The sequence below is a fragment of the Phycobacter sedimenti genome, from assembly GCF_038148855.1.
GTDB classification, from domain to species: domain Bacteria; phylum Pseudomonadota; class Alphaproteobacteria; order Rhodobacterales; family Rhodobacteraceae; genus Phycobacter; species Phycobacter sedimenti.
Genome location: NZ_JBBVGR010000004.1, coordinates 91,607 through 116,901 on the forward strand (window position 1 = coordinate 91,607; position 25,295 = coordinate 116,901).

Below are 25,295 nucleotides of genomic sequence, written 5' to 3' on the forward strand. Positions count from 1 at the left end.
CGGCCCTGATGCCCTTTGTCGGTCCGGGAGCCAAGACCACACGTCAATCGTTCCCGCAAGCAGGAGCCCTCCATGCCCAAGAAGACCGCCGTCAAGGACTACATCCGCACCATCGTCGATTTCCCGCACGAGGGGATCATGTTCCGCGATGTAACCACGCTCTTTGCCGACCCGCGCGGCTTTCGCATGGCGATCGATCAGATGCTCCACCCCTATGCAGGCGAGCGGATCGACAAGGTGGTCGGCCTTGAAGCACGTGGTTTCATCCTGGGCGGCGCAATCGCCCACCAGCTGAGCGTCGGCTTCGTGCCGATCCGCAAGAAGGGCAAACTGCCCGGCACCACCATCAGTGAAGAGTACCAGCTGGAATATGGAGAGGCTATCGTCGAAATCCACGACGACGCCATCCAGCCCGGTGAAAAGGTGCTGGTGGTTGATGATCTTCTGGCGACAGGCGGCACCGCTGGCGCCGGAATCAAGCTGATCGAGCGACTTGGCGGCGAGATCGTCTCCTGCTGTTTCATCGTCGATCTGCCCGATCTGGGCGGGCGCAAGCGGCTCGAGGATATGGGCATGGATGTCCACGTCCTTTGCGAATTCGAGGGCGAATAGCACCCCGGATCAGCCGCTCCGATAACAGGATCATCACACTGTAATCACATAGTGTTTACTGGAAACCCAAAGGTCGCCGAGCTTAGCTCTGGCGGCCTTTTTGTCAAAGCCCGACCAGCTGAAATCCGCCACATCTGCAACAAGACCTCTGCCGTAGTCCAATCGATGCCTTTGAGGGCGTCTTGCAATCGAAACAGAGAGGAAACCCAGATGTTCCGCAAGATGATGACGACAACCGCAGCGACACTCTTCATGGCCGGTGCGGCTTTCGCCGGCGGTCATTCCAAGGATATCGTCGACACCGCCGTCGGCGCCGGAGACTTCACCACGCTGGTCGCAGCCGTTCAGGCGGCAGGCCTCGTGGTCACCCTGAAGGGCGAAGGCCCCTTCACCGTGTTCGCGCCCACTGACGCCGCCTTTGCCGCCCTGCCCGAAGGGACTGTCGAGGAGCTGCTGAAGCCTGAAAACAAGGACCAGCTGATTGCTATCCTCACCTACCACGTCGTACCGGGCAAGGTCATGTCCACCGACCTGAGCGATGACATGAGCGCGACCACCGTTCAGGGCGGCAACATCATGATCGATCTGGACAACGGGGTCATGATCAATGACGCCAGCGTCGTCACCGCCGATATCGAAGCAGACAACGGCGTGATCCATGTGATCGACAAGGTGATCCTGCCCAAGTAAGCCCTGACAAACCTGCGCCGGGCACTGTCCGGCGAATTCTGTTGCAGGCCGTCGGCACGCGCCCTAGCGTGCCGACATGACCACGTCCGATATCCTTGACAGCCGCTATTCCTGGCTCCGCCTGCTGGTAACGCTCGCCATTGCAACGGTGGCCAACGTGGGCATGTGGGCGATCATCGTGATCATGCCCGCGGTTGAGGCGGAGTTTGGCGCCGGACGCGCCGAATCCTCGATGCCCTATACCCTGACCATGGTGGGCTTTGCCCTTGGCAACCTGCTGATCGGGCGGCTCGTTGACCGCTTCGGCATCACGCTTGCCCTCATTGGCGCGGTTGTGGCGACGGTATCGGGCTATGTCCTGTCCACTCTTGCTCCGACCATGGTGGTGCTGTCTCTCACACACCTGCTGCTTGGTCTTGGTACAGCTGCAGGCTTTGGCCCGCTCATTGCAGACATCTCGCACTGGTTCCTGCGGCGACGCGGGATTGCAGTCGCGCTGGTGGCCAGCGGCAATTACCTCTCAGGCGCCATCTGGCCAACTCTACTGGCCGACGTCTTGGAGACCGGCGGCTGGCGTATGGTCTATTACGCCCTGGCCGCAGTCACTGTCATCGTGGTGATTCCTCTCGCACTGATGCTGCGCCGCCGTGTCCCGGCTGAGGCCTATGCCGCTTCAGATGCGGCCTCGGCGCTCAAGGCCCGCAGCGTCGGCCTGTCACCACGCGCGCTGCAATGGCTCCTGGGGCTTGCCGGGATCGGCTGCTGTGTGGCCATGTCGATGCCCCAGGTACATATCGTCGCCTATTGCGTCGGGCTTGGCTACGGCCCGGCGGTGGGAGCCGAAATGCTGTCCCTGATGCTTTTGGGCGGTGTGGTCAGCCGGATCATCTCAGGGCTCGCCGCCGATCGGCTGGGGGGCGTGATGATCCTTCTGATCGGATCGGTTCTGCAGTGCATCGCGCTGTTCTTCTACCTGCCTTTCGACGGCATGGTTCCGCTTTACCTGGTGAGCGCGCTGTTCGGCCTTGCCCAGGGCGGGATCGTGCCAAGCTACGCTCTGGTGGTGCGCGAATACATGCCCCCGAAAGAGGCCGGGGCCCGCGTCGGTTTCGTGATGATGATGACCATCCTTGGCATGGCGCTAGGGGGCTGGATGTCGGGCTGGATCTATGATGTGACCGGCAGCTATCAGATGGCCTTTATCAATGGCATCATCTGGAACGGGCTCAACATCCTGATCATCGGTCTGCTTTTGATGCGCAGCCGCCCACGTCGCCCTTCGGCCGCAGCAAGCGCCATCTGAAACGCCCGCCGCCAAGGCAACCGGCGCACAGCGGGCAAAGCCCGCTGCCGGGCCCAAGGCCGCCAGGGGTCTGGCACAGCCGGATCAAGCGGGCGCGGGAGCGCTTGTTTCCCGGTCGGCCTGTCGCAGAACGGCCCCTGGGTTCATGATGCCATGTGGATCCAGCGCAGTCTTTATGGCGCGCATCGCCGCCAGCTTCACGGGATCACCGTAGCGCTCCAGATCACCAGTCTTGAGACGACCAATACCGTGTTCCGCGCTGACCGATCCTTCAAACGCGTGTACGAGATCATGCACTGTCCGCTTCACCTCATCGCGCAGGTGCTCATGGTCCTTGCGCGACTTTCCCGGCGCGGGGAAGACATTGTAGTGCAGATTTCCATCGCCAAGATGGCCAAAGCAGTTGATCCGCATGTCACCGTCGCCCAGCGATGCAATGGCCTCTCCACCGCGTGCAATGAAGTCTGGGATCGCTGAAATCGGCACCGAGATGTCATGGCTCGAAACAGAGCCGATCAGGCGGTTGGCCTCAGGGATCATTTCGCGCACGGCCCACAACTCGTCACGCTGCGCTTCAGACTGTGCAATCACACCGTCCAGTGTCAGCTCGGCCTCCATCGCGGCCTCGAAAAGATCCGCCAGCGCTGCCTCGGGATCCAGCCCACGCGCAAGGCCCAGCTCAATCAACACGCACCATTCCGGCGCAGTTTCAAACGGCTGGCGCACCTGAGGCAAGGTCTCGGCGAGGAAGTCCAGCCCCTGCCGGTGCATCAGCTCAAAGGCGCTGATCCCCTCGCCCAGCGTGTCCCGCGCCAGCGACAACAGAGCGATCGCCCCCTGCGGTGATGGAACGACAAAAATGGCCGTGCCACGCCCCGCCGGAATCGGCGACAGCTTCAGCGAAGCCGCCGTGATCACCCCCAGCGTCCCCTCGGCGCCGATCAACAGGTTGCGCAGGTCGTAGCCGGTGTTGTCCTTTCGCAGACGCGAAAGTCCGTGCCAGATCTCACCGCTCGGCAGCACCGCCTCAAGGCCGAGGCACAGATCGCGCGCATTGCCATAGCGCAGCACATTCACACCGCCTGCATTGGTCGCAAGGTTCCCGCCGATCCGGGCCGAGCCTTCGGCCGCAAGAGAGAGCGGAAACAGCCTGTCCGCCGCCGCAGCAGCAGCCTGCACATCCGCCAGCACCGCCCCCGCTTCGGCGATCAGGACGTTTTCCTCGGGATGGACAGCGCGGATCGCATTCATCTTCTCCAGCGACAGCAGAAGCGGTGCCGGACCGCCCGGCATGATCTGCCCCCCGACCAGACCGGTGCCGCCACCATATGGCACGACGGGCACACGGGCCTCGTTGGCGGCGCGGATCAGTTTGGCGACCTCTTCTGTAGTGCGCGGCAGCGCCAGAAGCCCGGCCTGCCCCTGATAGCGCCCGCGCGGCTCTTCAAGGTAGCGTGGTTCGGGCTGGCGCAATACGCCCTCGGGCAACTGAGAGGCAAGGCGGGCGGCAAAAGCGGTATCGGCAGGGAAAAGTGTCATGTCTCCCTGCATGTCCAATCGCGGCGCTCAAGGCAAGAGGATCTATTCGTCCTTGCGCAGGTACGAGGGGCGCAGAACGTGAATGGTCGGGCGATCAGGCAAGGTGCGAATCGAGACTGTGATCTCCGCGTCGCCTTGCTGCACCACGTCGAACTCTGATCCAGCCTGACCGCTGATCTGATCCAAGAAGCGCTCCAGCGAATAATCCGTGAACCAGTGCATCGGCAGGATCACCGATGATCGCAGGCGACGCAGAACCTCAACCATTTCCGGCAGGGCCAGCGTCATGCCCCCATCGACCGCCGCCATAACCACGTCCATACGACCAAGAGCCGCAAACTGCTCAGACGTCGGCATGTGGTGGAGATGGCCGAGGTGCCCGATACAAAGGCCCGCAACCTCGAAGACGAAGATCGAGTTCCCCGCGACCTCCACCCCGCCGCTGTGGGGGGACCGGATATCGGTGGAAACATTACGGATCAGCATCTCGCCCAGATCAAGGTGATGATCTATCCCCTCTCCGAAGGCGCCCCAGCCTTCCAGCACGTGGGGGATCGCAGGATCCGGATGCGCCGTCCAATGGGTTTCATGAGCGTGGTTCATGGTCACAACATCGGGTGTGAAATCGGCAGATCCGGTGAAGCCGGTGAAATCGGTCACCACATTGAGGCCGCCTTCCGTCTGGATCAGAAAGCTCGCATGCGCGAGGTAGCGGATGCGCACCGAATGTTCCGGTACAGGCGCCTGCCAGCTCGCCTTGTGCAGGTAGGCAATCCCTGGCGTTGCCTCCGCCAGAGCGATGCAGTGACTCGCCCGTCGCTCTTGCGCGGCAAGGGGCGCCGCGAAGATCACGGTGCATAGAGCTAAGAGAAAATGACGAACCGGGAAGTGCATGCGGTAAGTTTAGCGCAAGAATCCCGCCTGTCAGCGGTCCCTGCGCAAAATCATCGCAATCCCTGCCTGCCCGCTTGCTGGCCCATCAAAACTGTACACAAAAAGCTGCCCACTAAAGCTCTCCCGCCCGGACCGCGGTATTCATGGAATACCCCTGCCCCGTTGGGCCCGGCGCCGCGCGCATCGCGCGGCGCTGCACCGTGCGTAGCACGGTGCCATGCCCAAGGCCGCCAAGGCGCATCGGCGCAGCCAGTGCACCTGCGTTCGCGGGAGGGTATCCCTTGCTGTTCGATAGAGTGTGTTACGCTTGGCCGACCTGCGTCTTACCGCGCCTGTCATGGCGCAGGCTGGCATAAAGAACATGGGTGCGCCAGCGGCCGTTGATCTGCAGGTAAGACTGCGCAACGCCTTCGTATTTGAAACCTGACCGCTCCAGCAGCCCGCGCGAAGCGGCATTTTCCGGGAGGCAGGCGGCCTCGATCCGGCTGAGATCCAGCTTCCCAAAGGCGTGATGCACCACGGCCCCGATCGCCTCGCCCATATACCCCTGGCGTGCAAAGGGCTGACCGGTCCAGTACCCCAGCGTACCAGCCTGCGCCGGACCTCGGCGGATATTGTCGAGCGTGATGGCGCCGACCAGTTCCTGATCTTCGCGGCGGATCAGGAACAGAGGCAGGGCCGTGCCGGATGAAACTGCGCGCTGCGCCCAGTAGACCCGGTTGGTGAAGGCCTTACGGCTGAGGTGATCTGAAGCCCAGACCGGCTCCCACGGCGTCAGGTAGTCCTTGCTTTGCAAGCGCAGCGACGCCCAGGTCTGGAAATCCCCGTGCACCGGCGGCCTGAGGGTCAGGCGTTCGGTTTCAAGCCGGACCTTGCGACGGGACAGTAGCATCAGGCGACGCGCCTCTCCTGCAGATCCCCCAGCCCCGGTGCGCGGCCCACAGGCCCATATAGCGCAAGCGCCGCAGGCGCTGAAACCGCCAGCCGCTCGGCCATGGCGCGCACGTCCTGAACTGTCACAGCATCAATACGGGTAACCGTGTCTTCAAGAGACGGCACCTTGTCCCAGATCTGTACCAGACGCGCCAGACGCTCGGCCCGGTTGGAAGGGCTTTCAAGGCCCATCAGCATGCCGGCCTTCATCTGGGCACGGGCGCGGGCCACCTCCGCCTCGCTCATGTCTTCTGCGGCGCGTTTCATCTCGTCGATGGTGATATGGGCCAGCTCACCCAGCTGATCACCCGAGGTGCCCGCATAGATCGTCGCGCTGCCGGTATCCGCATAGGCACCGGCCTGGGCAAAGATCGTATAGCACAGACCGCGCTTTTCACGTACCTCCTGGAACAGGCGCGAAGACATGCCGCCACCAAGGGCGCTGGCATAGATCTGCGCCGTGTAGATCTCGTCATCCTTGTAGCCGGGGCTTTCGAAGGCGAGCGCGAAATGGGCCTGCTCCAGATCCTTGTCACGCCGGGCCTCACCGCCGGTGAAGCGTGCCACATCCGGCTCCATCACCGGACGGGGCGCCATGTGGCCGAACTGCGCCTCGGCCAGGCGCACCAAAGCGTCGTGATCCACTGCCCCCGCTGCCGAGAGAATCATCTGTCCCGGGCCGTAGTGCTGAGCAACGAACCCCTCAAGATCGGCGCGCGAGAAGGCCCGGATCCGCTCGGACGGGCCAAGGATCGTGCGCCCCAGCGCCTGATCCCGGTAGCTTTCCTCCTGCAGCCAGTCGAATATCACATCATCGGGCGTATCCAGCGCCTGGCCGATCTCCTGCAGGATCACGCCGCGCTCGACCTCGATCTCACGCGGGTCGAACACCGGGTTCAGCAGAATATCGCCGATCACATCCAGCGCCAGCGGCACATCGTCCTTTAATACCCGCGCGTAATAGGCCGTGACCTCGCGGCTGGTGTAGGCGTTGATGTAACCGCCCACATCCTCGACCGCCTCGGCGATCTGCAGCGCCGTGCGCGTTTCTGTGCCCTTGAAGGCCATATGCTCCAGGAAATGGGCAATGCCGTTCTGCTCGGGGCGTTCATGGCGCCCGCCTGCGGTCACCCAGATCCCGATGGAGGCCGATTCCAGCCCCGGCATATGTTCCGAGACGATACGGAAGCCGTTGGCGAGTGTGTGCTGCTGAACTGTCAATTCGCGATGTTCTTTCTGATATGCGCCTCAAGGGCGGCCAGATCATTGTCGATGCGGGTGACGCGCTCGTCCCGCTCATAGAGGTCCGCCATGCGGGGCGGCAGCGGCGGATGGATGCCGCTGGCCTCTTCGACGGCGGCGGGGAATTTTGCCGGGTGCGCGGTGGCAAGCGTCACCATGGGGATATCGGCAACGCGCAACTCGTTTGCAACCTTCACGCCGACCGCGCCATGGGGGCACAGAAGCTCACCCGAGGCGGCGACTTCAGATTTGATCGTTGCCATGGTTTCCTCTTCCGAGGCGCGTCCGGACACATAGGTTTCCTGCAAGGCCTGCATGGCACCCTGGGAGACGTCAAAGCCGCCATTTTTTAGCTCATCCATCAACTGGCCGACGGCAGCGCCGTCCTGGCCGTAGGCATAGAAAAGGGCACGCTCAAAGTTCGAAGACACCTGAATGTCCATCGACGGGCTGATCGACGGGATGGTGTCACCCTTGTAATAGCCCTCTCCCGACAGGCAGCGGTGCAGGATGTCGTTCTGGTTGGTGGCCACCACCAGTTGGTCGATCGGTAGGCCCATCTGCTTGGCGATGTAACCGGCGAAAATGTCCCCAAAATTGCCGGTGGGCACGGTGTAGCTGATCTTGCGGTGCGGCGCGCCAAGCGACACGGCAGAGGAGAAATAATAGACCACCTGCGCCAGCACGCGGGCAAAGTTGATCGAATTCACACCGGCAAGGCGCACGCCGTCGCGAAAATCGAAGTCGTTGAACATGTCCTTCACGCGCGCCTGGCAGTCATCGAAGTCCCCTTCGACCGCCAGCGCATGCACGTTGCTGTCCGCAGGCGTGGTCATCTGGCGGCGCTGGACCTCGCTGACGCGGCCATGGGGATAGAGGATGAAGACATTGACGGCATCAAGACCGCGGAACGCCTCGATCGCGGCAGACCCGGTATCGCCCGAGGTGGCGCCGACGATGGTCACGCTTTCGCCGCGTCGTTTCAGCGCCACCTCGAACAGCTGACCGATCAGCTGCATGGCGAAATCCTTGAACGCCAGCGTAGGACCGTGAAACAGCTCCAAAAGGAAGTGATTGGGCGCCAGCTGTTTCAGGGGCGCGCGGGCGGCATGGCCGAAATCGGCATAGGCTTTGGAGATGATCTCGCGGAACTCTTCATCGGTGAAGCAGTCACCCAGAAAGGGGCGCATGACGCGAAAAGCGGTTTCCTCGTAGGAAAGGCCAGACAGCGCCTCGATTTCGTCATGGCTCATCTGCGGGATCTCGGCAGGCACATAAAGGCCGCCGTCACGGGCGAGGCCCGTCAGCATCGCCTCTTCGAACGTCAGCTCGGGCGCCTGGCCACGGGTGGAGATGTATTTCATCGCTTCAGCCTTCGGATTTGGCGCGGCTGCGCCTCAGGAAATAGGCAGTCATCGCGGCCCAGATGGCGGCCAGCGAAAACCAGGTGATCGCATATTGCAAGTGGTTGTTCGGGATGCCTGCGCTTGTCACCGGCTCGGGCGTTATATCCGCCTGCAAAGAGGATGTGCGGGCGACAATCAGGACAGGGTCCGTGCCCAGACGTTCGGCCATATAGGCGACATCGCGCGCATAGAGAATATTGGTGTCCACCTCGGGCGCGGGCGTCGTCCAGTCGCCGTCATCCGGCCACAGGAGGTTCCCGGTGATGGCGCTGGCTCCGGCGGTGCGCAGTGCATCCTTGGCGGCGGCAGGAATAAAGCCGCGATCCAGCAGGACCCGGCGCCCTTCTTCTGTGACCAGTGGAGAAATGATCCGATAGCCGGTCTCGGCCTCTTTGGTGACCCAGAAGACATGCAGCTCTTCGTCCTCGATTTCTCCGGCAACCGTAACGGCGCGATAGCGGTCCTGTTCTTCGTGCGGGACCGTCGGCAAAGGAACGGGATCAGCGTCGATGCGGGCCTCAATTGTCTTTAGAAGGCCCTCTTTCCAGGTCATGCGCTGCAGCTGCCAGATCCCAAGCGACAAAAGCGCAACAAGGCCCAGACCGCCAACAAGGGATAGAAAGAAAAGCCCGCGCATCGCGTCCTCGCTTCGCCAATGGAAAAGCGCGCGGGAGATACCCCCGCGCGCTGCGTTTCTTACGGGCTGTCTGCGGAATTTGGAACCACAAACATGTACCCGCTACATTCTGCCCTTAAAGGCCGGAAGTACCCCAGACGTAAACCGCCACGAAGAGGAACAGCCAGACCACATCAACGAAGTGCCAGTACCAGGCTGCCGCTTCGAAACCCACGTGCTGCTCGGGGGTGAAGTCCCCCTTCAGAGCGCGGATCAGGCAGACCGTCAGGAAGATGGTGCCGATGATCACGTGGAAGCCGTGGAAACCGGTTGCCATGAAGAAGTTGGAGAAGAACTCGTCCTCGCCAAATGCCCAGCCTTCGTGCAGCAGGTGCGCGTATTCATAGCCCTGCAGGAAGGTGAAGAAGACGCCCAGCACGATACCGATGGACAGGCCCTGAACCAGCGCCTTGCGGTCGTTGTTGTGGACCAGCGCATGGTGCGCCCAGGTGACGGCACAGCCCGAAAGCAGCAGCACCAGAGTGTTGATCAGCGGCAGGTGGAACGCATCCACGGCATAGATCTCGGGCGCGACATAGGAGGTGCCGACATATTCTTCCATCGGGTACATGGCGTGTTTGAAGAACGACCAAAACCAGGCGAAGAAGAACATCACCTCGGACATCACGAACAGGATGAAGCCATAGCGCAGGCCGATGCGGACCACCGGAGTATGATCTCCTTGGCGGCTTTCCGCCACCACCTCGGACCACCAGCCGAACATGGTGTAAAGCACAGCGGCCAGACCGGCCCAGAACAGCCATGCCGTGATGCCGTGCATCCACAGCACCGCGCCGAACAGCATGACAAACCCGCCTACGGAGCCAAGGAACGGCCAGATCGACGGTGGCAGAATGTGATAATCGTGGTTTTTAGCGTGCGCCATTTAAGTGTCCCTCACCTAGCGGCCTAGTTCTTGCCTAGTTCGTGATTGTGCCTGCCCCGGCTTTATCACCGGTGTCGAGAGCCGCATAGCCCTCGGGCAGATCGATTTCATAGAATGTGTAGGAAAGCGTGATCGTATGCACGTATTTTCCGTCCCGGTCCTCGACGATTTCCGGGTCCACAAAGAAGGTCACAGGCATCTGCACCCGTTCCCCCGGTTCAAGCACCTGCTCCTCGAAGCAGAAACAGGCGATCTTTTCGAAGAAAGCGCCGGCAGCATAAGGCGTCACGTTATAGGACGCCTGCCCGGCAACCGGCTTGTCTGTCGGATTATAGGCCTCGTAAAAGGCAAGACCCGTCTCACCGATCTTGATCTCCATCTCGCGTACGACCGGTTTGAACTGCCACGGCATGTCGCGCTCCTTGGAGGCGTCGAACCGGACGGTGATGGTCTGGTCAAGGATCGTGTCGGATCCCTGCTCGGCCACGCCCGTGACGCCGCCAAAGCCGGTCACCCGGCAGAACCAGTCGTAAAACGGCACCGAGGCCCAGGCCAGGCCACCCATCAGGACGACCACGCCAACAGTTTGAAGAACGGTTTTCTGGGGACCTTCAATTGCCATCAGTTCTGCTCCGTCTGCGATTGTGCCTGGGGAAACTTGAACCCCGTGGAGGTCACCTTGACCATGGTCAGGGCCAGAACCAAGACGACAAAACCGCCCAGCAGCAGGCCAACGCCCATGTTGCGTCCCAGACGCCGTTTGTGCAGATCGTGTTCCTTGCGCAGGGCCATGTTACCAGCCTCCCAGACCATAGGGTTTCAACAGGGCTTCGACGAGAATCGCGCCGAAGTGCAGGAACAGGTAGAGCAGCGACAGCTTGAAGAAAGCGCGCTCGACCTTGAAATTGTCGATCTCGCTGTCGTCTTCATCGCGGCGGTAGATCTTCCAGGCGCCATGCAGGAACAGGGCGTTCAGGACTGCAGCGACGGCAAGGTAGATCGGGCCACCGATGCCCGAGAAGGCGGTGCCCACAGCCAGAATCGCCAGCAGGATGGTGTAGACAAGGATGTGAATGCGCGTGGCGCGGCGACCATGGGTCACGGTCAGCATCGGAACGCCAGCATCGTCGTAATCCGAGCGCATGAACAGCGCCAGCGCCCAGAAATGCGGCGGTGTCCACATGAAGGTCAGGGCGAACATCAACCAGGGCTCGATCGACATGGTGCCGGTGGCGGCAATCCAGCCAATGACGGGCGGAAAGGCCCCCGCAGCACCGCCGATGACGATGTTCTGCGGCGTCGCCCGCTTCAGCCACATGGTGTAGATGACGACGTAGAAAAAGATGGTGAAGGCCAGAAAGGCGCCTGCAAAGAGGTTGGTCGCCAGCCCCAACATGATGCACGAAAGACCCGAAAGCGCCAGACCGAGGCTCAGCGCCTCGCCCGCTTCGACCTTGCCGGCGGGGATGGGGCGCGACTTGGTGCGTTTCATCACCTGATCGATATCGGCATCCCACCACATGTTGAGCGCGCCAGAGGCCCCGCCTCCGATGGCGATGAACAGAATCGCCGCAAATCCGATGACAGGGTGAACGCCAACCGGCGCGGCGAGCAGCCCCACAAGGGCCGTGAACACGACCAAAGACATCACGCGCGGCTTCAGCAGGGCGAAATAGTCGCCAAAGCTGGGCTCGTTCTCACGAATGTTGCTGGCATTGATGCTTGCGTCGCTCATGTCAGTCTCTTTGGCCATCGGGGATGCGCAGTGGACCGCACCCGTGTTGCTGTTCAGATAGTGCGATGGGCGCCACCGATGACAGGAGCGCCCATTCTAAGGGGCCGCCGCGCGGCCCCGAACAGGATCAGTTGGAAGCGACCTGATAGGACTGCGGTGCGCCCGCATATTCCTCAATCGCGCCATTCAGCCACTCTTCGTAGGCTTCTTCGCTGACCACTTTGACGGTGATCGGCATGTAGGCGTGGTCCTTGCCGCAGAGTTCAGAGCACTGACCGAAGTAGATGCCTTCCTTGGTCGGCTTGAACCACAGCTCGGCCAGACGACCCGGAACGCCGTCCTGCTTCACGCCGAAAGCGGGGATGGTCCAGGAGTGAATCACGTCCGCTGCAGTCACCTGCATCACGATGGTCTTGCCGACAGGCACGACAACGGCCGTATCGGTGGCCAGCAGATATTCGTCTTCGTTGTAGCCGTAGTTGGCCAGTTCTTCCTTGGGCAGCAGGAAGCTTTCAAAGCCAAACTCGTGATCGACATACTCATAACCCCAGTACCACTGGTAGCCGGTCACCTTGATGGTGACGTCGCCTTCGGGGATCTCCTGCTGGCGGAACAGTTCAGGCAGAGAGAAGGAGCCGATGAAGACGAGGATCAGAATCGGGATCACGGTCCAGGCGATTTCAATCGGAGTGTGGTGGGTGAAAGACGCCGCCTCGGGGTTCCGGCGCCTGTTGAAACGCACGATCGCGTAAAGCAGCAGACCCGCCACGAATACACAGATCACCGTGATGATCACCAGGATCAGGTGATCGAGCATATGGATACCTTCCGCCAGTTCGGTCGCGGCCGGCTGGAAGCCAAGGCCGCCGTCGATCGGCTTACCAATGGTTTCCAGACCTTCTTGCGCTGTGGCTGGAAGGCTCGAGAGGCCAGCAAAAAGGCCCGAAAGCATCAAAGCATTCTTCATGTCATGTCCTGATCGTTTGATCGCGTTGTTGCTGCTGCCCGCCGCACTTTCCGGAAAACTTGATTCCACGAAAACGCACCGAACCCGTTGTCTTTGTCGCAGCTTAAAATCATATTCCTACGTGCAGATAAAGAGGCAGGCGAGCGGCAAAGCGTCGCTTTCTTGATTTAGATCAAAAAAAATCGCGCCATCACAGCCCCGTCACAGAGGATGAATGCCATGGAACCCACCGCCTATCGCCCGTTTGAGACCAGTCTCCCCGAGGATGAAGCGCTGTCGATCCTGCGCCGTGCAACGGATGGCGCCGACGATGGGGAGATTTTCGCCGAACGGCGCAAGTCCGAAGCGCTGGTTTTTGATGACGGGCGTCTGCGCAGCGCCAGCTATGATGCCGCCGAAGGGTTTGGCCTGCGTGCAGTCAACGGCGATGTGGCCGGGTATGCGCACTCCACGGATGTCTCCATCGGGGCGCTGAGACGCGCAGCCGAGACCGCCCGCCTTGCTGTCGGCGACGGCGGCGGCACATATGCGGAGCCGCCAGTGGCCACCAACAAACGCCTCTATACGGACTCGGACCCGATTGGCGCCCTGCCCTTTCCGGTCAAGGTGGAAACCCTGCGCGAGATCGACGCCTTTGCCCGCGATCTGGACCCGCGTGTGGTTCAGGTCTCGGCTTCGCTGGCGGCCTCCTTGCAAGAAGTGGAGATTCTGCGCGCCGACGGCATTCGGGTCCGCGATGTGCGCCCGATGACGCGGATCAATGTCTCGGTCATCGTGGAACAGGATGGGCGTCGCGAAAGCGGATCCGCCGGCGGCGGCGGGCGCGTTGGCCTTGATGGTCTCATCGATCCGGTCAACTGGCAGGCCAAGGCCCGTGAAGCGCTTAGAATCGCACTGGTCAACCTCGACGCCGTTCCCGCACCAGCCGGGGAAATGGAAGTGGTGCTGGGGCCGGGGTGGCCGGGCATCCTGCTTCACGAGGCAATCGGTCACGGTCTCGAGGGGGATTTCAACCGCAAGGGCAGCTCTGCCTTTGCGGGACTGATGGGCCAGCGGATAGCCTCGCCCGGCGTCACCGTGCTGGATGACGGAACGATCCCGGATCGGCGGGGGTCCATCACCGTCGACGATGAAGGCACACCCAGCCAGAAAACCACCCTGATCGAGGACGGCATCCTGGTCGGCTTCATGCAGGACCGCCAGAACGCCCGCCTGATGGGGGTCGAGGCTACCGGAAACGGGCGCAGGCAAAGCTACGCCCATGCGCCGATGCCACGGATGACCAACACCTACATGCTGGGTGGAAATACCGACCCCGCCGATCTTGTCGCGGGAATCAAGGACGGGATCTGGGCCGTGGGCTTTGGCGGCGGCCAGGTCGACATCACCAATGGCAAGTTCGTCTTCTCCTGCACCGAGGCCTACCGCGTTCAGAACGGCAAGGTCGGTGCACCCGTGAAAGGCGCAACCCTGATCGGAGACGGTGCGACAGCTCTGAAACAGATACGTGCGCTTGGAAACGACATGGAACTGGACCCCGGAATGGGGAACTGCGGCAAGGCGGGCCAATGGGTCCCGGTCGGCGTCGGCCAGCCTTCGGTGCTGATGGGCGGGCTGACGGTTGGTGGCGCTTCAATCTAGGTAAAGAGGCGCCCCAAAATAGGTAAAGATTACCGCACGCATTGAGCGGGTTTGGGGGGTGACTGGACACGAAACTCACGCAAATCACGCTATTTTTGCTGTACTGTATCCTGTGCTACAGCAAAAAACGCGAGGAAGCCCAATCAGGAATAATAAAAATTACAGCGAAATCAAATACATAAACACAAACCATCTCATTATGGGAAAAAGATCGAAAAATTTGACTCTATTCATCACCTGTTAACCCACCAAGGTTAATTCTAAGGATGCAAACAGGCGGAGTTACGGATGACTGAAGAAGCACTTTCTTCCACTCACCCCCCACTCCCACCCACCACGGAAGATATGCAACGTTCGTGGCTTCGCCTTTTGCGCTCCAGGCGGGTAGGTCCGGCTACATTCTACCGGCTCCTCTCTGAACATGGTTCAGCGCAGAATGCGCTGACAGCGTTGCCTAAAATGGCACGCTCCGCTGGCATCAAAGGGTATGAAATATGCCCTGCCGAAGCGGTGGACGCCGAAATGGAAGTCGCAAAAGCCGCCAAAGCGCGGCTTTTGTGCTTTGGTACGTCCGACTATCCGGCAGCTCTTGCGCAGATGAAGGATCCCCCGCCTGCCCTTTGGGCGGTTGGTAATGTGAATTTGCTGAAGCACCCGATGGTTGCCCTTGTCGGCGCCCGCAACGCTTCCTCGCTTGGCACGCGTATGGCGCGGGCGCTTGCCCATGATCTCGGTGCCATGGGCTATGTGGTCGTTTCGGGGCTTGCGCGCGGTGTGGACACGGCTGCGCATGAAGCTTCGCTCGCATCAGGCACAGTAGCAGTCCTCGCCGGAGGTGTTGATGTCATCTATCCCGCCGAGAACACGCGCCTGGCAGGTGCCATCCAAGACAAAGGCGTGATGCTTTCGGAGCAGCCCATGGGCCTTCCCCCGCAGGCGCGGCATTTTCCAAAACGCAACCGCATCATTGCGGGCCTTGCCCAGGCCGTCGTGGTGGTCGAGGCCGCTGCCAAATCCGGCAGTCTGATCACCGCCCGCGATGCACTGGATCTGGGACGCGAGGTGCTTGCCGTGCCGGGACACCCCTTCGATGCCCGTGCGTCTGGCTGTAACCTGCTGATCCGCGACGGTGCCCAACTGGTGCGCAACGCCGAAGACGTGATTGCAGCGCTGCCCCCACCGCAGACCGCTGAGCCACACGCCAGTGTTGCGGATCCTCAGCCGGCCGGAACAGCTCGACACCCGAAGGAAGCGTTGGCAAACCTGCCCCCTCCGCCTCCTCAGCGGCGCAGCCTGCGCGAAACCGCAGCCCTTCACCAACAGGTCCTCGCCCGCCTGGGTCCCTCCCCAACCCCGGAGGATCAGTTGCTCCGGGATCTGGCGGTCGCCCCGAAAGATCTCTCGTCGGTGCTGACCGAGATGGAGCTCGATGGCACCGTGGATCGCCTGCCCGGTGGGCTACTCACCCGTCCTGTCGTGCGCAAGGATGACTGATTCCCCGCCCTCACCCCAGAGCACAGACCATTGTCCAATGCTGCGGCATGTCCCCATCAAAAGCGCGGCGATGAAGGCGCAGGCACCGCATTGCAAGCCGCCGCATTGACATTCTCCCCTTGCACGCCACATGTTGCCCCGCCATAGAGCGCGCTGTACCCGCCCCTCAAGAGGTCCCATCATAAATGCCAGTTGTTGTCGTCGAATCCCCAGCCAAAGCAAAAACAATCAACAAGTATCTGGGCTCCGACTACACCGTTCTGGCGTCTTACGGTCACGTGCGTGATCTGCCTCCCAAGGACGGGTCCGTGGATACCGACCACGACTTTGAGATGAAATGGGAGGTCGGAAACGACAGCCGCAAGCACGTCAAGGCGATCGCCGATGCCCTGAAGGACGACAACGCACTGATTCTCGCGACCGACCCCGATCGCGAAGGGGAGGCCATCAGCTGGCATCTGCAGGAGGCGCTGACCAAGCGCCGGTCGATCAGGAAGGACACGCCCGTCAGCCGCGTAACCTTCAACGCGATCACCAAGGAAGCCGTCGCCGAGGCCATGAAGAACCCGCGACAGGTGGATATGCCGCTGGTGGAGGCCTACCTCGCCCGCCGTGCGCTGGACTACCTCGTGGGTTTCAACCTCTCCCCCGTCCTGTGGCGCAAACTGCCGGGAGCGCGCTCGGCCGGCCGGGTGCAATCGGTCTGCCTGCGCCTGATCGTTGAGCGCGAGATGGAGATCGAAGCATTCAAGCCGCGCGAATACTGGTCTGTGAAGGCGCAGCTTTCCACACCGCGCGGGCAGGAGTTCGAGGCCCGCCTGACGGTTCTGGGCGGCGACAAGCTCGACAAATACGATCTGGCCAATTTCACCGCAGCCGAACTGGCGGTGCAGGCCGTGGCCAGCCGCGACCTGCTGGTGAAATCAGTGGAGGCGAAACCCGCCTCCCGCAACCCGTCGGCCCCGTTCATGACCTCCACCCTGCAGCAGGAGGCCAGCCGCAAGTTCGGCATGGGTGCGCGCCAGTGCATGAACGCGGCGCAGCGGCTCTATGAGGCCGGCTACATCACCTATATGCGGACCGATGGCATCGACATGGCGCCCGAGGCGGTCCAGGCCGCCCGCGCCGAGATCGAGACCCGCTATGGCGCCGACTACGTGCCCGCATCACCGCGCATCTACAAGAACAAGGCCAAGAACGCTCAGGAAGCGCACGAATGTATCCGCCCCACGGAAATGAGCCGCGACGCCAATAGCCTGAAGCTGACCGAAGACGATCAGCGCAAGCTCTATGATCTGATCTGGAAGCGCACCCTCTCCTGCCAGATGGAAGGCGCCCGGATGGAGCGCACCACCGTGGATATCGGATCAAACGATGGGCAGGTGGTGCTGCGCGCCACCGGTCAGGTGGTTCTGTTCGACGGCTTCATGCGCGTCTACGAAGAGGGGCGCGATGATGTGGTGGACGAGGACGACAAGCGCCTGCCGCAGATCATGAACGGCGAGAAAGTGAGCTTTGCCTCCTCTCTTGCGGCGCAGGCAGAAAAGGCGGGCAAGGACGCCGCGATCCTGTCGGAGAATGCCGCCGTTCTGGGCCTGCAGCACCACACGCAGCCGCCCCCGCGCTACACCGAGGCCACCCTGGTCAAGAAGATGGAAGAGCTGGGCATCGGCCGCCCTTCCACCTATGCCAGCGTGATCACCACGATCCAGGACCGTGAATATGTCCGCAAGGACAAGAACCGCCTCTTCCCCGAAGACAAAGGCCGGATCGTCACGATCTTCCTTCTGAACTTCTTCAAGCGCTACGTGGAATACGATTTCACCGCCGCGCTGGAGGAACAACTGGATGACGTGAGCGCCGGTGAGGCGGACTACAAGGAGCTTCTGGGCAACTTCTGGCGCGACTTTTCGGCCGCGATTGCCGAGACCTCGGACCTCAGGATCACCGAAGTGCTGGACGTGCTGGACGATGCGCTGGCACCGCAGCTGTACCCGCCGCGAGAGGATGGCACGGATCCGCGTATCTGCCCCAAATGCGGCGCGGGCCAGCTACACCTGAAAACCTCGCGCACGGGCGGCTTTGTCGGCTGCGGCAACTACCCGGAATGCAATTACACCCGCCCGATTTCAGGCGAAGGCGCCGAAGGCTATGAGCGGATCCTGGGCGAGGATGACGGCGATGAGATCCACCTGAAGTCCGGCCGCTTTGGCCCTTACGTGCAGCGCGGCGAGGCGACGCCCGAGAACAAGAAACCCCCGCGCTCTTCGCTGCCGAAACAGGGCAAGGACTTCCTGCCCGGCTGGGGACCGAACGAGATCGGTCTGGAGCAGGCGGTTACCCTTCTGACCCTGCCCCGCGAGATCGGCCAGCACCCGGATGGCGGCGTAATCCAGTCGAACCTTGGCCGCTTTGGCCCCTATATTGCACACCAGCGCCCGGATGAGGAAAAGCCGGTCTATGTGAACCTCAAGGAAACGCTGGACGTTTTTGAAATCGGCATGAACCGCGCGGTGGAAATGCTCGCGGAAAAGCGGGCCAATCCGGGACGCGGTCGCCGCGCGGCGGCAAAGGCGCTGAAGGAACTGGGCGAACACCCCGAAAGCGGCGGCGCCGTGAGCATCATGGACGGGCGCTATGGGCCTTATGTGAAATGGGAGAAGGTGAACGCCACCCTTCCCAAGGATGTTGAGCCCAAGGATGTCACGATGGAGATGGCGGTTCAGCTGATCACCGAGAAGGCCGGAAAGTCCAAGAAGAAGGCCCCTGCCAAGAAGGCTGCCGGGAAAAAGACGGCCACCAAGAAGGCCGCTCCGAAGAAATCCGCGAAAAAGGCCCCTGACGCCAGCTAAGAGGCGCGGCGCGCAAGGGGCAAGGGCCCAGCAGACCAAAAAACGGGCGGCTCCCGCCGGTTCGGTGCACATTCACGGAATGAACCCTCTCCGTTGGGCCTGGCGCCGCTGGCGCGGCGCGGTTACAATCTTGGCAGGCCCCATGCCCCAGATCCACGTCGCGCCAGCGGCGCCGGCCCCAAGCCCGCGGCGGGCGTTGGCGCAGCCAATGGAGGCCAAGGGCGCGGGAGCGCCACCATTCCCGTGTGAGCGGCAACAGGGCGCCAAGGCACTCCGTAGAAATACGCCTTTCTCTCCGTATTCTTGACTCTGCCCCGCCCGAGGCGCAGAACCCTGCCAATTGGCAGTTTAGGGAGAACTCCGTGAAAAAAGTCTATTCCAACGCCGCCGAAGCGCTTGACGGGCTGCTTCATGATGGCATGTTCATCGCGGCAGGCGGCTTCGGCCTCTGCGGCATTCCAGAGCTTCTGCTGGACGCAATCAAGGACGCTGGCACCAAGGATCTGACCTTTGCCTCCAACAATGCGGGCGTTGATGATTTCGGCATCGGCATCCTGCTTCAGACCCGCCAGGTGAAGAAGATGATCTCCTCCTACGTTGGGGAGAACGCAGAATTCATGCGCCAGTACCTCTCGGGTGAGCTGGAATTGGAATTCAACCCGCAAGGCACCCTGGCCGAGCGCATGCGCGCTGGCGGCGCCGGCATCCCCGGCTTCTACACCAAGACCGGCGTGGGCACCGTGATCGCCGAAGGCAAGGAGCACAAGGATTTCCCCACCGGCCCCGATGGCGCCATGGAAACCTACATCATGGAAAACGGCATCTTTGCGGATCTGGCCATCGTGAAGGCCTGGAAAGCGGATGAGACCGGCAACCTTGTGTTCCGCAAGACAGCGCGCAACTTCAACGTGCCCGCCGCCACCTGCGGCAAGGTCTGCGTGGTTGAGGTCGAGGAAATCGTGCCGACCGGCAGCCTGGACCCCGACAACATCCACCTGCCCGGCATCTACGTGCACCGCATCATCAAAGGCGAGCACGAAAAACGCATCGAGCAGCGCACCGTTCGTCAGAAGGAGACCGCATAATGCCTTGGGACCGCAATCAGATGGCCGCCCGCGCGGCACAGGAGCTGCAGGACGGCTGGTATGTGAACCTCGGCATCGGTATCCCGACGCTGGTCAGCAACTACATCCCCGAAGGCGTCGAGGTGACGCTGCAGTCGGAGAACGGCATGCTGGGCATGGGCCCCTTCCCCTATGAGGGCGAAGAGGATCCCGACCTGATCAACGCCGGCAAGCAGACCATTACCGAGCTGCCCCAGACCGCCTATTTCGACAGCGCGCAGTCCTTTGCGATGATCCGCGGCGGCAAGATCGCCATGGCGATCCTGGGCGCGATGGAAGTGGCCGAGAATGGCGATCTGGCGAACTGGATGATCCCCGGCAAGCTGGTCAAAGGCATGGGCGGCGCCATGGACCTGGTCGCAGGTGTCGGCCGCGTGGTTGTCGTGATGGACCACACCAACAAGCACGGCGACAGCAAGGTTCTGAAGGCCTGCACCCTGCCGCTGACCGGCAAGGGCGTTGTGGACCGGATCATCACCGGCCTTGGCGTTCTCGACGTGGTCGAAGGCGGCCTCAAAATCGTTGAGCTGGCCGAGGGTGTCACCGAGGAAGAGCTGCGCGCCGCAACCGAAGCGACCATCGTCGACTGATCTCAGCCACGCAGCAGAATATGAAAAGGCCCGCCCGGGAATAGAGGCGGGCCTTTTTGCGTCGAATGTTCAGTCCCCGGCGGGGTCCTCGCCCTCTTGCGCATGCCGCCTTGGACGGGTCAGGACAAGAGCGCACAGCATGCCGGATACCGCAAAGAACCCTGCGAGATATGGCGAATATGGCGCCCAGGCCCAGACAACGAGCGTGACATAGAGCAGACCAGCCGCCGCGCCCAAACGCAGCAGCGACCAAATGACTGTTGTCGCGCTCCAACACTCCGGCAGGCGTGTGCGCCAGAATGTAAGTGTCAGCAGCGAGGCAATCGCGGTCCACCAGAGCAGGGCCAAACTCGCCGCGATTGGATACGATGTGATTATGCTTGCTTCACACCGCAGGATCTCTGCCCAGGTGGCGGATCTTACAAGGAAACCAAAGATCTTCCCCATATCCTCTGGGTAGGCCGTGTGCAGGGGTTTTCCGGCCTGTTCAAGGATCTGCTACTTTGCCCAGGTCTGGGGCAGGTTCAGTTCGTAGACTGCGCCGTCCGGGGCCGCGATGCGCTGCACCTCGGTGTAACAAGGGGCATGTGCCGACAACGGCGCGGCGGCAATAAACAGCAGAGCAATGAAGTAGAGGCACCTGAGCATTTCCGTCTCAGGCAGCACCAAACGGACGCGCCAACGCAAGACTGTTTTCCTAAGGACGTGACCGCGCCCGTGTCCGTGGCTCTCAGGCTTTGTATAGCCAAACGCTCTGATCCAAGACCCTTTTGAAGAAAAGGGGGCCTGTCAGCAGGCGCCCCGGATCGCCACAAAATGATGCCTCGGGGTATCCGCCCGGGGTGCCGCCTCACAAAAAGAAAAATCCGCCATGATGTCCCGGGGATGTGATGCTGGCACTGAACTTTCCAGTACTTGGCAGGGCAGAAAGCGAAATCGCACCCGAAATCAGAGTGACATTCAGCAGTTGGATCAAGTGAGAATACATGTCGATCTCCTGTATCATGGATTTGCAGGGCCAGTCGCAGTCTCAGGCGGGCTGGCCTGCCTTGAGGCGATCGTTCTCGGCCTTGAGGTCGGCCAGCTGTTTGCGCAGCGGGGCCAGGTGGGGTTCCAGTTCCTCCAGCGTCAGGCGCTCGGGGATGTGGCGGGGGCAGTTCCAGTCAAAGGCCTCGATACGGATCAGAATGGCCCGTTCGGGGATCGCATCCGCGCCTGATGGGAACAGGTTGTCGGTGGCCTCGGCGCCTTCGATCACCTCGACGGTGCCCCAGATCTTGAGCCGCCGCCGATTAGGATAATCCATCAGGATCAGCGAGACACGGGCGGTCTCGGTGAGGTTCCCGAGCGAGACATACTGCCGGTTGCCGCTGAAATCGGCATAGGCGATGGTCTTTTCATCCACCACCTTGAGGAAGCCGCGCGGGCCGCCACGGAACTGCACATAGGGCCAGCCGGTTTCGGATACAGTCGCCTGGTAGAACCCGTCGCGGTCGGCAATGAAGGCCGCCTCGTTGACGCCGATCCGGTCGCCGGAACGTTCCGGGATCTCAAGGAAACGCCCGTAAGAGCGGGCCGATCCCATCCGCTCCTGATGGGCGCGCACGGCGGGGGTGAATGCAATTTCTGCAAAGGCACGGGGCATGGTGGGGCTCGCTTTCGTATTGGAGAGTGTCACAGGCCGAGGTCGGTCAGGCCCGGATGATCGTCGGGGCGGCGGCCCAGCGGCCAATGAAACAGGCGGTCCTCTGCCCGGATCGGCAGATCGTTGATCGACGCGATGCGCCGCTGCATGCGCCCATCGGCGGCGAATTCCCAGTTCTCGTTGCCGTAGGAGCGGTACCACTGGCCGCTGTCGTCCAGCCATTCATAGGCAAAGCGCACGGCAATGCGGTTCTCGGTATGGGCCCACAGCTCCTTGATCAGCCGGTAGTTCATCTCGCGCCCCCATTTGCGGGTCAAAAGCGCGCGGATCTCGTCGTGGCCGGTCACGAACTCTGCGCGGTTCCGCCAGGGGCAGTCATCGGTATAGGCCGGTGCCACGATCTGTGGATCGCGCGTGTTCCATGCATCTTCAGCCAGACGCACCTTTTGGGCGGCGCTGTCTGCGTCAAACGGCGGCAGGGGAGGACGGGGCATGGAGGAGATCCTTTCTTTCAAGACCAGGAGGAGGAAAAGGGCCACCCCGGCCCGGGCGATGTAGGGGAGACCTCTGGAGGTCAGGCCGGGGTGGATGGGGTGGCCGCCGGTCAGGTGGCGGCCACCTGCATGGGGGCACCCTCGGGCAAGGTGCCGACCATATGCGCAACTTCGGCAGGGCGTTCACGCCCCTGAACGGCAGCCCCCCTTCCGTCGGACGGAGCGAACTGGGCCACGGCAATGGCCGCAGTCAGCACGAAAGGACCAAGGGGAGAGCGGATGGGTTGGAACGATCGTCTCATTCAAGGTCTCCTTTTCCGGAAGTATGTACCGATCAGTAATCTCTCACCCAAAACTGTACAGATCGGTACTCTTTCGCAAGTCACGATTTGTTGTGTGATGATCCTGAGTTGCTGATCCGTGATCCAATCCATTGAAACCGTTCACTTTACTGTGTCGCAGTTGTCTTTCCGATCGCTGCAATTTATTTACAGATCGGTACAGAAAGAGACGAATCATGCGCCCCAACAAAAGAGATGAACTGGTCCGAAAGGCCCTGGATGTGTTCTATCGCAACGGGTTTCATGCCACTGGCATGGACATGCTGGTTGCGGAAACCGGGGTGTCCAAGACCTCGATGTACAAGCACTTCCGCACCAAGGAAGAGCTGATCCTTGCGGTGCTGCGTCTTCGGGACGAGAACTTCCGCCATTGGCTGTACCGGCGCATCGAAGAGCTGTCGGATACGCCCGAGGGGCAATTGCTGGCCCTGTTTGATGCTCTGTCCGAGTGGTTCAGCAAGCCGGAATTCCGCGGCTGCATGTTCATCAAGGCCAGTGCCGAGTTTCAGGAGGTCAGCCACCCGATCCACGCACAGTCCGCTGCGCACAAGCAGATCCTCCATGATCACTTTGCCAAGCTCGCCACCGAGGCAGGGGCGGATCAACCGCTCGATCTGGCCCGCCAGCTGCTTTTGCTCAAGGAAGGTGCCATCGTTTCAGCGGTGATGGCGCGCGGGGGCGGTCTGGCCGGGGATCCGGCCGCCGACGCCAAAGAGGCCGCGCGGGCGCTGATTGCGGTTCACATCCGGAAATCGTGATGTCGGGACCCTGGCCTGACTAGTTCACCTGTCGAAAGACGCAGCCATCGGTGATGAGTTCTGGCGGCGTCATGCACAGGCCCCGCGCAACGCGGTATGCCGCGAGCACCTTTGGCACATAATCCCGCGTTTCGGCAAAGGGTGGCACCCCCTTATGCTCGCGCACGGCACCCTCCCCCGCGTTGTAGCCCGCCAGCGCCAGAACCGCATCACCGTCAAACTCCTGCAGGAGCCAGTCGAGGTACTTTACCCCGCCCCTGATGTTCTGCTCGGCGACGAAGGAGTCCGCGACGCCGAAACGGCTGGCGGTGTCCGGCATCAGCTGCATAAGCCCCTGGGCCCCTGCTGAACTCACCGCATCCACCCTGCCTGCGCTTTCCACTGCGATCACCGCCAAGGTCAAGGCAGGAGAAACCTGTGCCTCTAGACTGGCCATGAGCATCGTCCCCCCATGCGCCGCTACAATGTCCTGCAAGGTCTGCAGACGGGGTGCGGCCACCCCGGCCCCTTTCGGGGAACTCAACGCAGAAAGAGCGCGTTCCAGGCGAACCGCTCCGGTCATGCCCCCCATTTCTCCGGTGACCTCGTTCCAGAACCAGACATATCGCTGGTCCAAGCCTTCGGAGTCAGGCGCCGGCGCTGCGGTCGTTGCCTCTGGCGCCTCAGGCGGCGGTGCAATCTGCACAATTATACGTTTGGAGGCCCCTTCTTTTGGCGGTTTGACCCGTTTGGCTTCGAAGTCAGGGAATGGCTTCGGTAACTGCTGCGCCTGCGCAGGCAGGAGCAGCAACATACCAAAGAAAGCCGCAAGAGCGGTGCATGAAACAAATGGGGACATGACGTGGCCTGCTAGCCCGAGTGCGAGTCTGCTCTTTTGCCCGAAAGACTCGGCCAAATCGGATTTCGAATCCAGACCAACCGGCCAGAATCTGGCATATTCGCCATATTTCACTGGCCATGCCGCCCAAATGCCACGCCAATTTACGAACCGTAAATGTTTTTTCACATCTAATTCAGTACTTTATGGATTTTCTTTAAAAACCGTTAAAATTGGACCGCCTTTCCGGTTTTCGGCCCAAATGCTGCCACGCTCACCCGGCTATATGTATTCATCCAAGCCGGACAGGGTCGGTGAGAGAGAGAGACAGACCCACTCAAAGGACGGTTGGACAACGCAAATTCAGAGATCCTTTGGAGGGACTACACCATGATCAAGTTCATCAAAAACTTCCGCAAAGACGACTCCGGCGCCGTGACCGTTGACTGGGTTGTTCTGACCGCAGCCGTGGCCGTTCTGGCCGGCGCAGTCTACACCTCGATCCAGTCCGGCGCGAGCAGCCTGACCGCATCGACCGGCGAATACCTGACCGGCAAAACTCCGACCGACGGCTAATAGCCTGATCCAGGCACAAGCTTTTTGGGCCGCGCCTTTCGTGACAAGGGCGCGGCCTTTTTTCCCCTAACCCGTTTGAG

The 25,295-nt window shown here is 61.5% G+C and carries 26 protein-coding genes; 10 read left to right on the forward strand and 16 right to left on the reverse strand.

Annotated elements, in window-relative coordinates:
* The first annotated feature begins 72 nt into the window (after positions 1–72).
* From AADA15_RS08405 to AADA15_RS08415, 3 genes are all read left to right on the forward strand, one after another.
* Positions 73–612, forward strand: a complete 540-nt coding sequence (locus AADA15_RS08405) for an adenine phosphoribosyltransferase (RefSeq protein ID WP_192965779.1) — start codon at positions 73–75, stop codon at positions 610–612.
* A gap of 210 nt (positions 613–822) precedes the next feature.
* The gene (locus AADA15_RS08410; RefSeq protein ID WP_341641109.1) at positions 823–1,302 is read left to right on the forward strand and encodes a fasciclin domain-containing protein; all 480 of its coding nucleotides are present in this window, start codon (positions 823–825) and stop codon (positions 1,300–1,302) included.
* 76 nt (positions 1,303–1,378) lie between these two features.
* Entirely contained in the window at positions 1,379–2,605 is a 1,227-nt protein-coding gene (locus tag AADA15_RS08415) for an MFS transporter (protein WP_341641110.1), read from the forward strand.
* An 84-nt stretch (positions 2,606–2,689) separates the two neighbouring features.
* Here AADA15_RS08415 and AADA15_RS08420 read toward each other — a convergent pair whose 3' ends face one another.
* The 11 genes from AADA15_RS08420 to coxB form a co-directional block, all read right to left on the reverse strand.
* Positions 2,690–4,144 (reverse strand): FAD-binding oxidoreductase, encoded by a 1,455-nt coding sequence (locus AADA15_RS08420; RefSeq protein ID WP_341641111.1) that lies wholly within the window; start codon positions 4,142–4,144, stop codon positions 2,690–2,692.
* Positions 4,145–4,186: 42 nt separating this feature from the next.
* Positions 4,187–5,038 (reverse strand): MBL fold metallo-hydrolase, encoded by an 852-nt coding sequence (locus tag AADA15_RS08425; RefSeq protein ID WP_341641112.1) that lies wholly within the window; start codon positions 5,036–5,038, stop codon positions 4,187–4,189.
* A 301-nt stretch (positions 5,039–5,339) separates the two neighbouring features.
* Positions 5,340–5,930: a GNAT family N-acetyltransferase gene (locus AADA15_RS08430; RefSeq protein WP_341641113.1), complete on the reverse strand. Its 591-nt coding sequence runs from the start codon at positions 5,928–5,930 to the stop codon at positions 5,340–5,342.
* On the reverse strand, positions 5,930–7,192 hold the full coding sequence (locus AADA15_RS08435) for a M16 family metallopeptidase (protein ID WP_341641114.1): 1,263 nt from the start codon (positions 7,190–7,192) through the stop codon (positions 5,930–5,932). Before AADA15_RS08435 ends, AADA15_RS08430 begins: the two co-directional genes overlap by 1 nt.
* On the reverse strand, positions 7,189–8,577 hold the full coding sequence (gene thrC, locus AADA15_RS08440) for a threonine synthase (RefSeq protein WP_341641115.1): 1,389 nt from the start codon (positions 8,575–8,577) through the stop codon (positions 7,189–7,191). The genes AADA15_RS08435 and thrC overlap by 4 nt, the downstream gene beginning before the upstream one ends.
* 4 nt (positions 8,578–8,581) lie before the next feature.
* Positions 8,582–9,256, reverse strand: coding sequence for an SURF1 family protein (locus tag AADA15_RS08445; protein WP_341641116.1), 675 nt, complete (start codon positions 9,254–9,256; stop codon positions 8,582–8,584).
* Between the two features lie 115 nt (positions 9,257–9,371).
* A complete protein-coding gene (locus tag AADA15_RS08450; protein ID WP_341641117.1) occupies positions 9,372–10,181 on the reverse strand; it encodes a cytochrome c oxidase subunit 3 in 810 nt (269 codons plus the stop codon).
* 34 nt (positions 10,182–10,215) lie between these two features.
* A complete protein-coding gene (locus AADA15_RS08455) occupies positions 10,216–10,803 on the reverse strand; it encodes a cytochrome c oxidase assembly protein (RefSeq protein ID WP_341641118.1) in 588 nt (195 codons plus the stop codon).
* Positions 10,803–10,973, reverse strand: a complete 171-nt coding sequence (locus tag AADA15_RS08460) for a cytochrome c oxidase system small membrane protein (RefSeq protein ID WP_341641119.1) — start codon at positions 10,971–10,973, stop codon at positions 10,803–10,805. The genes AADA15_RS08455 and AADA15_RS08460 overlap by 1 nt, the downstream gene beginning before the upstream one ends.
* A gap of 1 nt (position 10,974) precedes the next feature.
* Positions 10,975–11,916 carry a heme o synthase gene (cyoE, locus tag AADA15_RS08465; protein ID WP_341641120.1) on the reverse strand — a complete coding sequence of 314 codons (942 nt, stop codon included), beginning with the start codon at positions 11,914–11,916 and terminating at the stop codon, positions 10,975–10,977.
* A gap of 127 nt (positions 11,917–12,043) precedes the next feature.
* Positions 12,044–12,883, reverse strand: a complete 840-nt coding sequence (coxB, locus tag AADA15_RS08470; protein ID WP_341641121.1) for a cytochrome c oxidase subunit II — start codon at positions 12,881–12,883, stop codon at positions 12,044–12,046.
* Between the two features lie 219 nt (positions 12,884–13,102).
* Here coxB and tldD point away from each other — a divergent pair, with 219 nt between their 5' ends.
* From tldD to AADA15_RS08495, 5 genes are all read left to right on the forward strand, one after another.
* A complete protein-coding gene (gene tldD, locus AADA15_RS08475) occupies positions 13,103–14,524 on the forward strand; it encodes a metalloprotease TldD (RefSeq protein WP_341641122.1) in 1,422 nt (473 codons plus the stop codon).
* Positions 14,525–14,812: 288 nt separating this feature from the next.
* Positions 14,813–16,018, forward strand: a complete 1,206-nt coding sequence (gene dprA, locus AADA15_RS08480; RefSeq protein ID WP_341641123.1) for a DNA-processing protein DprA — start codon at positions 14,813–14,815, stop codon at positions 16,016–16,018.
* Between the two features lie 185 nt (positions 16,019–16,203).
* Complete coding sequence (topA, locus tag AADA15_RS08485) at positions 16,204–18,870, forward strand: type I DNA topoisomerase (RefSeq protein WP_341641124.1); 2,667 nt, start codon at positions 16,204–16,206, stop codon at positions 18,868–18,870.
* 362 nt (positions 18,871–19,232) lie between these two features.
* Positions 19,233–19,955: a CoA transferase subunit A gene (locus tag AADA15_RS08490; RefSeq protein ID WP_341641125.1), complete on the forward strand. Its 723-nt coding sequence runs from the start codon at positions 19,233–19,235 to the stop codon at positions 19,953–19,955.
* Complete coding sequence (locus AADA15_RS08495) at positions 19,955–20,584, forward strand: 3-oxoacid CoA-transferase subunit B (RefSeq protein ID WP_341641126.1); 630 nt, start codon at positions 19,955–19,957, stop codon at positions 20,582–20,584. The genes AADA15_RS08490 and AADA15_RS08495 overlap by 1 nt, the downstream gene beginning before the upstream one ends.
* A 498-nt stretch (positions 20,585–21,082) precedes the next feature.
* Here AADA15_RS08495 and AADA15_RS08500 read toward each other — a convergent pair whose 3' ends face one another.
* The 4 genes from AADA15_RS08500 to AADA15_RS08515 all read right to left on the reverse strand — a co-directional run bounded on the left by AADA15_RS08500 (position 21,083) and on the right by AADA15_RS08515 (position 23,025).
* Positions 21,083–21,271 (reverse strand): hypothetical protein, encoded by a 189-nt coding sequence (locus AADA15_RS08500; RefSeq protein WP_341641127.1) that lies wholly within the window; start codon positions 21,269–21,271, stop codon positions 21,083–21,085.
* Positions 21,272–21,614: 343 nt separating this feature from the next.
* Entirely contained in the window at positions 21,615–22,229 is a 615-nt protein-coding gene (locus AADA15_RS08505) for a pyridoxamine 5'-phosphate oxidase family protein (RefSeq protein WP_341641128.1), read from the reverse strand.
* Positions 22,230–22,258: 29 nt separating this feature from the next.
* Positions 22,259–22,723 carry a nuclear transport factor 2 family protein gene (locus tag AADA15_RS08510; RefSeq protein ID WP_341641129.1) on the reverse strand — a complete coding sequence of 155 codons (465 nt, stop codon included), beginning with the start codon at positions 22,721–22,723 and terminating at the stop codon, positions 22,259–22,261.
* 110 nt (positions 22,724–22,833) lie between these two features.
* The gene (locus tag AADA15_RS08515) at positions 22,834–23,025 is read right to left on the reverse strand and encodes a hypothetical protein (RefSeq protein WP_341641130.1); all 192 of its coding nucleotides are present in this window, start codon (positions 23,023–23,025) and stop codon (positions 22,834–22,836) included.
* 215 nt (positions 23,026–23,240) lie between these two features.
* Here AADA15_RS08515 and AADA15_RS08520 point away from each other — a divergent pair, with 215 nt between their 5' ends.
* On the forward strand, positions 23,241–23,822 hold the full coding sequence (locus AADA15_RS08520; protein ID WP_341641131.1) for a TetR/AcrR family transcriptional regulator: 582 nt from the start codon (positions 23,241–23,243) through the stop codon (positions 23,820–23,822).
* A gap of 19 nt (positions 23,823–23,841) precedes the next feature.
* Here the strand turns inward: AADA15_RS08520 and AADA15_RS08525 are convergent, their stop codons facing one another.
* The gene (locus AADA15_RS08525; RefSeq protein WP_341641374.1) at positions 23,842–24,615 is read right to left on the reverse strand and encodes a lytic transglycosylase domain-containing protein; all 774 of its coding nucleotides are present in this window, start codon (positions 24,613–24,615) and stop codon (positions 23,842–23,844) included.
* 414 nt (positions 24,616–25,029) lie between these two features.
* On the opposite strand from AADA15_RS08525, the gene AADA15_RS08530 reads away from it, so the two are divergent.
* Positions 25,030–25,215 (forward strand): hypothetical protein, encoded by a 186-nt coding sequence (locus AADA15_RS08530; protein WP_341641132.1) that lies wholly within the window; start codon positions 25,030–25,032, stop codon positions 25,213–25,215.
* Positions 25,216–25,295: the final 80 nt, after the last annotated feature.

Bases quoted from the DNA above. Each gene is read 5' to 3' on its own strand.
- AADA15_RS08405 (WP_192965779.1), top strand. From the start codon at position 73: ATGCCCAAGAAGACCGCCGTCAAGGACTACATCCGCACCATCGTCGAT.
- AADA15_RS08410 (WP_341641109.1), top strand. From the start codon at position 823: ATGTTCCGCAAGATGATGACGACAACCGCAGCGACACTCTTCATGGCC.
- AADA15_RS08415 (WP_341641110.1), top strand. From the start codon at position 1,379: ATGACCACGTCCGATATCCTTGACAGCCGCTATTCCTGGCTCCGCCTG.
- AADA15_RS08420 (WP_341641111.1), bottom strand. From the start codon at position 4,144: ATGACACTTTTCCCTGCCGATACCGCTTTTGCCGCCCGCCTTGCCTCT.
- AADA15_RS08425 (WP_341641112.1), bottom strand. From the start codon at position 5,038: ATGCACTTCCCGGTTCGTCATTTTCTCTTAGCTCTATGCACCGTGATC.
- AADA15_RS08430 (WP_341641113.1), bottom strand. From the start codon at position 5,930: ATGCTACTGTCCCGTCGCAAGGTCCGGCTTGAAACCGAACGCCTGACC.
- thrC (WP_341641115.1), bottom strand. From the start codon at position 8,577: ATGAAATACATCTCCACCCGTGGCCAGGCGCCCGAGCTGACGTTCGAA.
- AADA15_RS08445 (WP_341641116.1), bottom strand. From the start codon at position 9,256: ATGCGCGGGCTTTTCTTTCTATCCCTTGTTGGCGGTCTGGGCCTTGTT.
- AADA15_RS08450 (WP_341641117.1), bottom strand. From the start codon at position 10,181: ATGGCGCACGCTAAAAACCACGATTATCACATTCTGCCACCGTCGATC.
- AADA15_RS08455 (WP_341641118.1), bottom strand. From the start codon at position 10,803: ATGGCAATTGAAGGTCCCCAGAAAACCGTTCTTCAAACTGTTGGCGTG.
- AADA15_RS08460 (WP_341641119.1), bottom strand. From the start codon at position 10,973: ATGGCCCTGCGCAAGGAACACGATCTGCACAAACGGCGTCTGGGACGC.
- cyoE (WP_341641120.1), bottom strand. From the start codon at position 11,916: ATGAGCGACGCAAGCATCAATGCCAGCAACATTCGTGAGAACGAGCCC.
- coxB (WP_341641121.1), bottom strand. From the start codon at position 12,883: ATGAAGAATGCTTTGATGCTTTCGGGCCTTTTTGCTGGCCTCTCGAGC.
- tldD (WP_341641122.1), top strand. From the start codon at position 13,103: ATGGAACCCACCGCCTATCGCCCGTTTGAGACCAGTCTCCCCGAGGAT.
- dprA (WP_341641123.1), top strand. From the start codon at position 14,813: ATGACTGAAGAAGCACTTTCTTCCACTCACCCCCCACTCCCACCCACC.
- topA (WP_341641124.1), top strand. From the start codon at position 16,204: ATGCCAGTTGTTGTCGTCGAATCCCCAGCCAAAGCAAAAACAATCAAC.
- AADA15_RS08495 (WP_341641126.1), top strand. From the start codon at position 19,955: ATGCCTTGGGACCGCAATCAGATGGCCGCCCGCGCGGCACAGGAGCTG.
- AADA15_RS08505 (WP_341641128.1), bottom strand. From the start codon at position 22,229: ATGCCCCGTGCCTTTGCAGAAATTGCATTCACCCCCGCCGTGCGCGCC.
- AADA15_RS08510 (WP_341641129.1), bottom strand. From the start codon at position 22,723: ATGCCCCGTCCTCCCCTGCCGCCGTTTGACGCAGACAGCGCCGCCCAA.
- AADA15_RS08515 (WP_341641130.1), bottom strand. From the start codon at position 23,025: ATGAGACGATCGTTCCAACCCATCCGCTCTCCCCTTGGTCCTTTCGTG.
- AADA15_RS08520 (WP_341641131.1), top strand. From the start codon at position 23,241: ATGCGCCCCAACAAAAGAGATGAACTGGTCCGAAAGGCCCTGGATGTG.
- AADA15_RS08525 (WP_341641374.1), bottom strand. From the start codon at position 24,615: ATGTTGCTGCTCCTGCCTGCGCAGGCGCAGCAGTTACCGAAGCCATTC.
- AADA15_RS08530 (WP_341641132.1), top strand. From the start codon at position 25,030: ATGATCAAGTTCATCAAAAACTTCCGCAAAGACGACTCCGGCGCCGTG.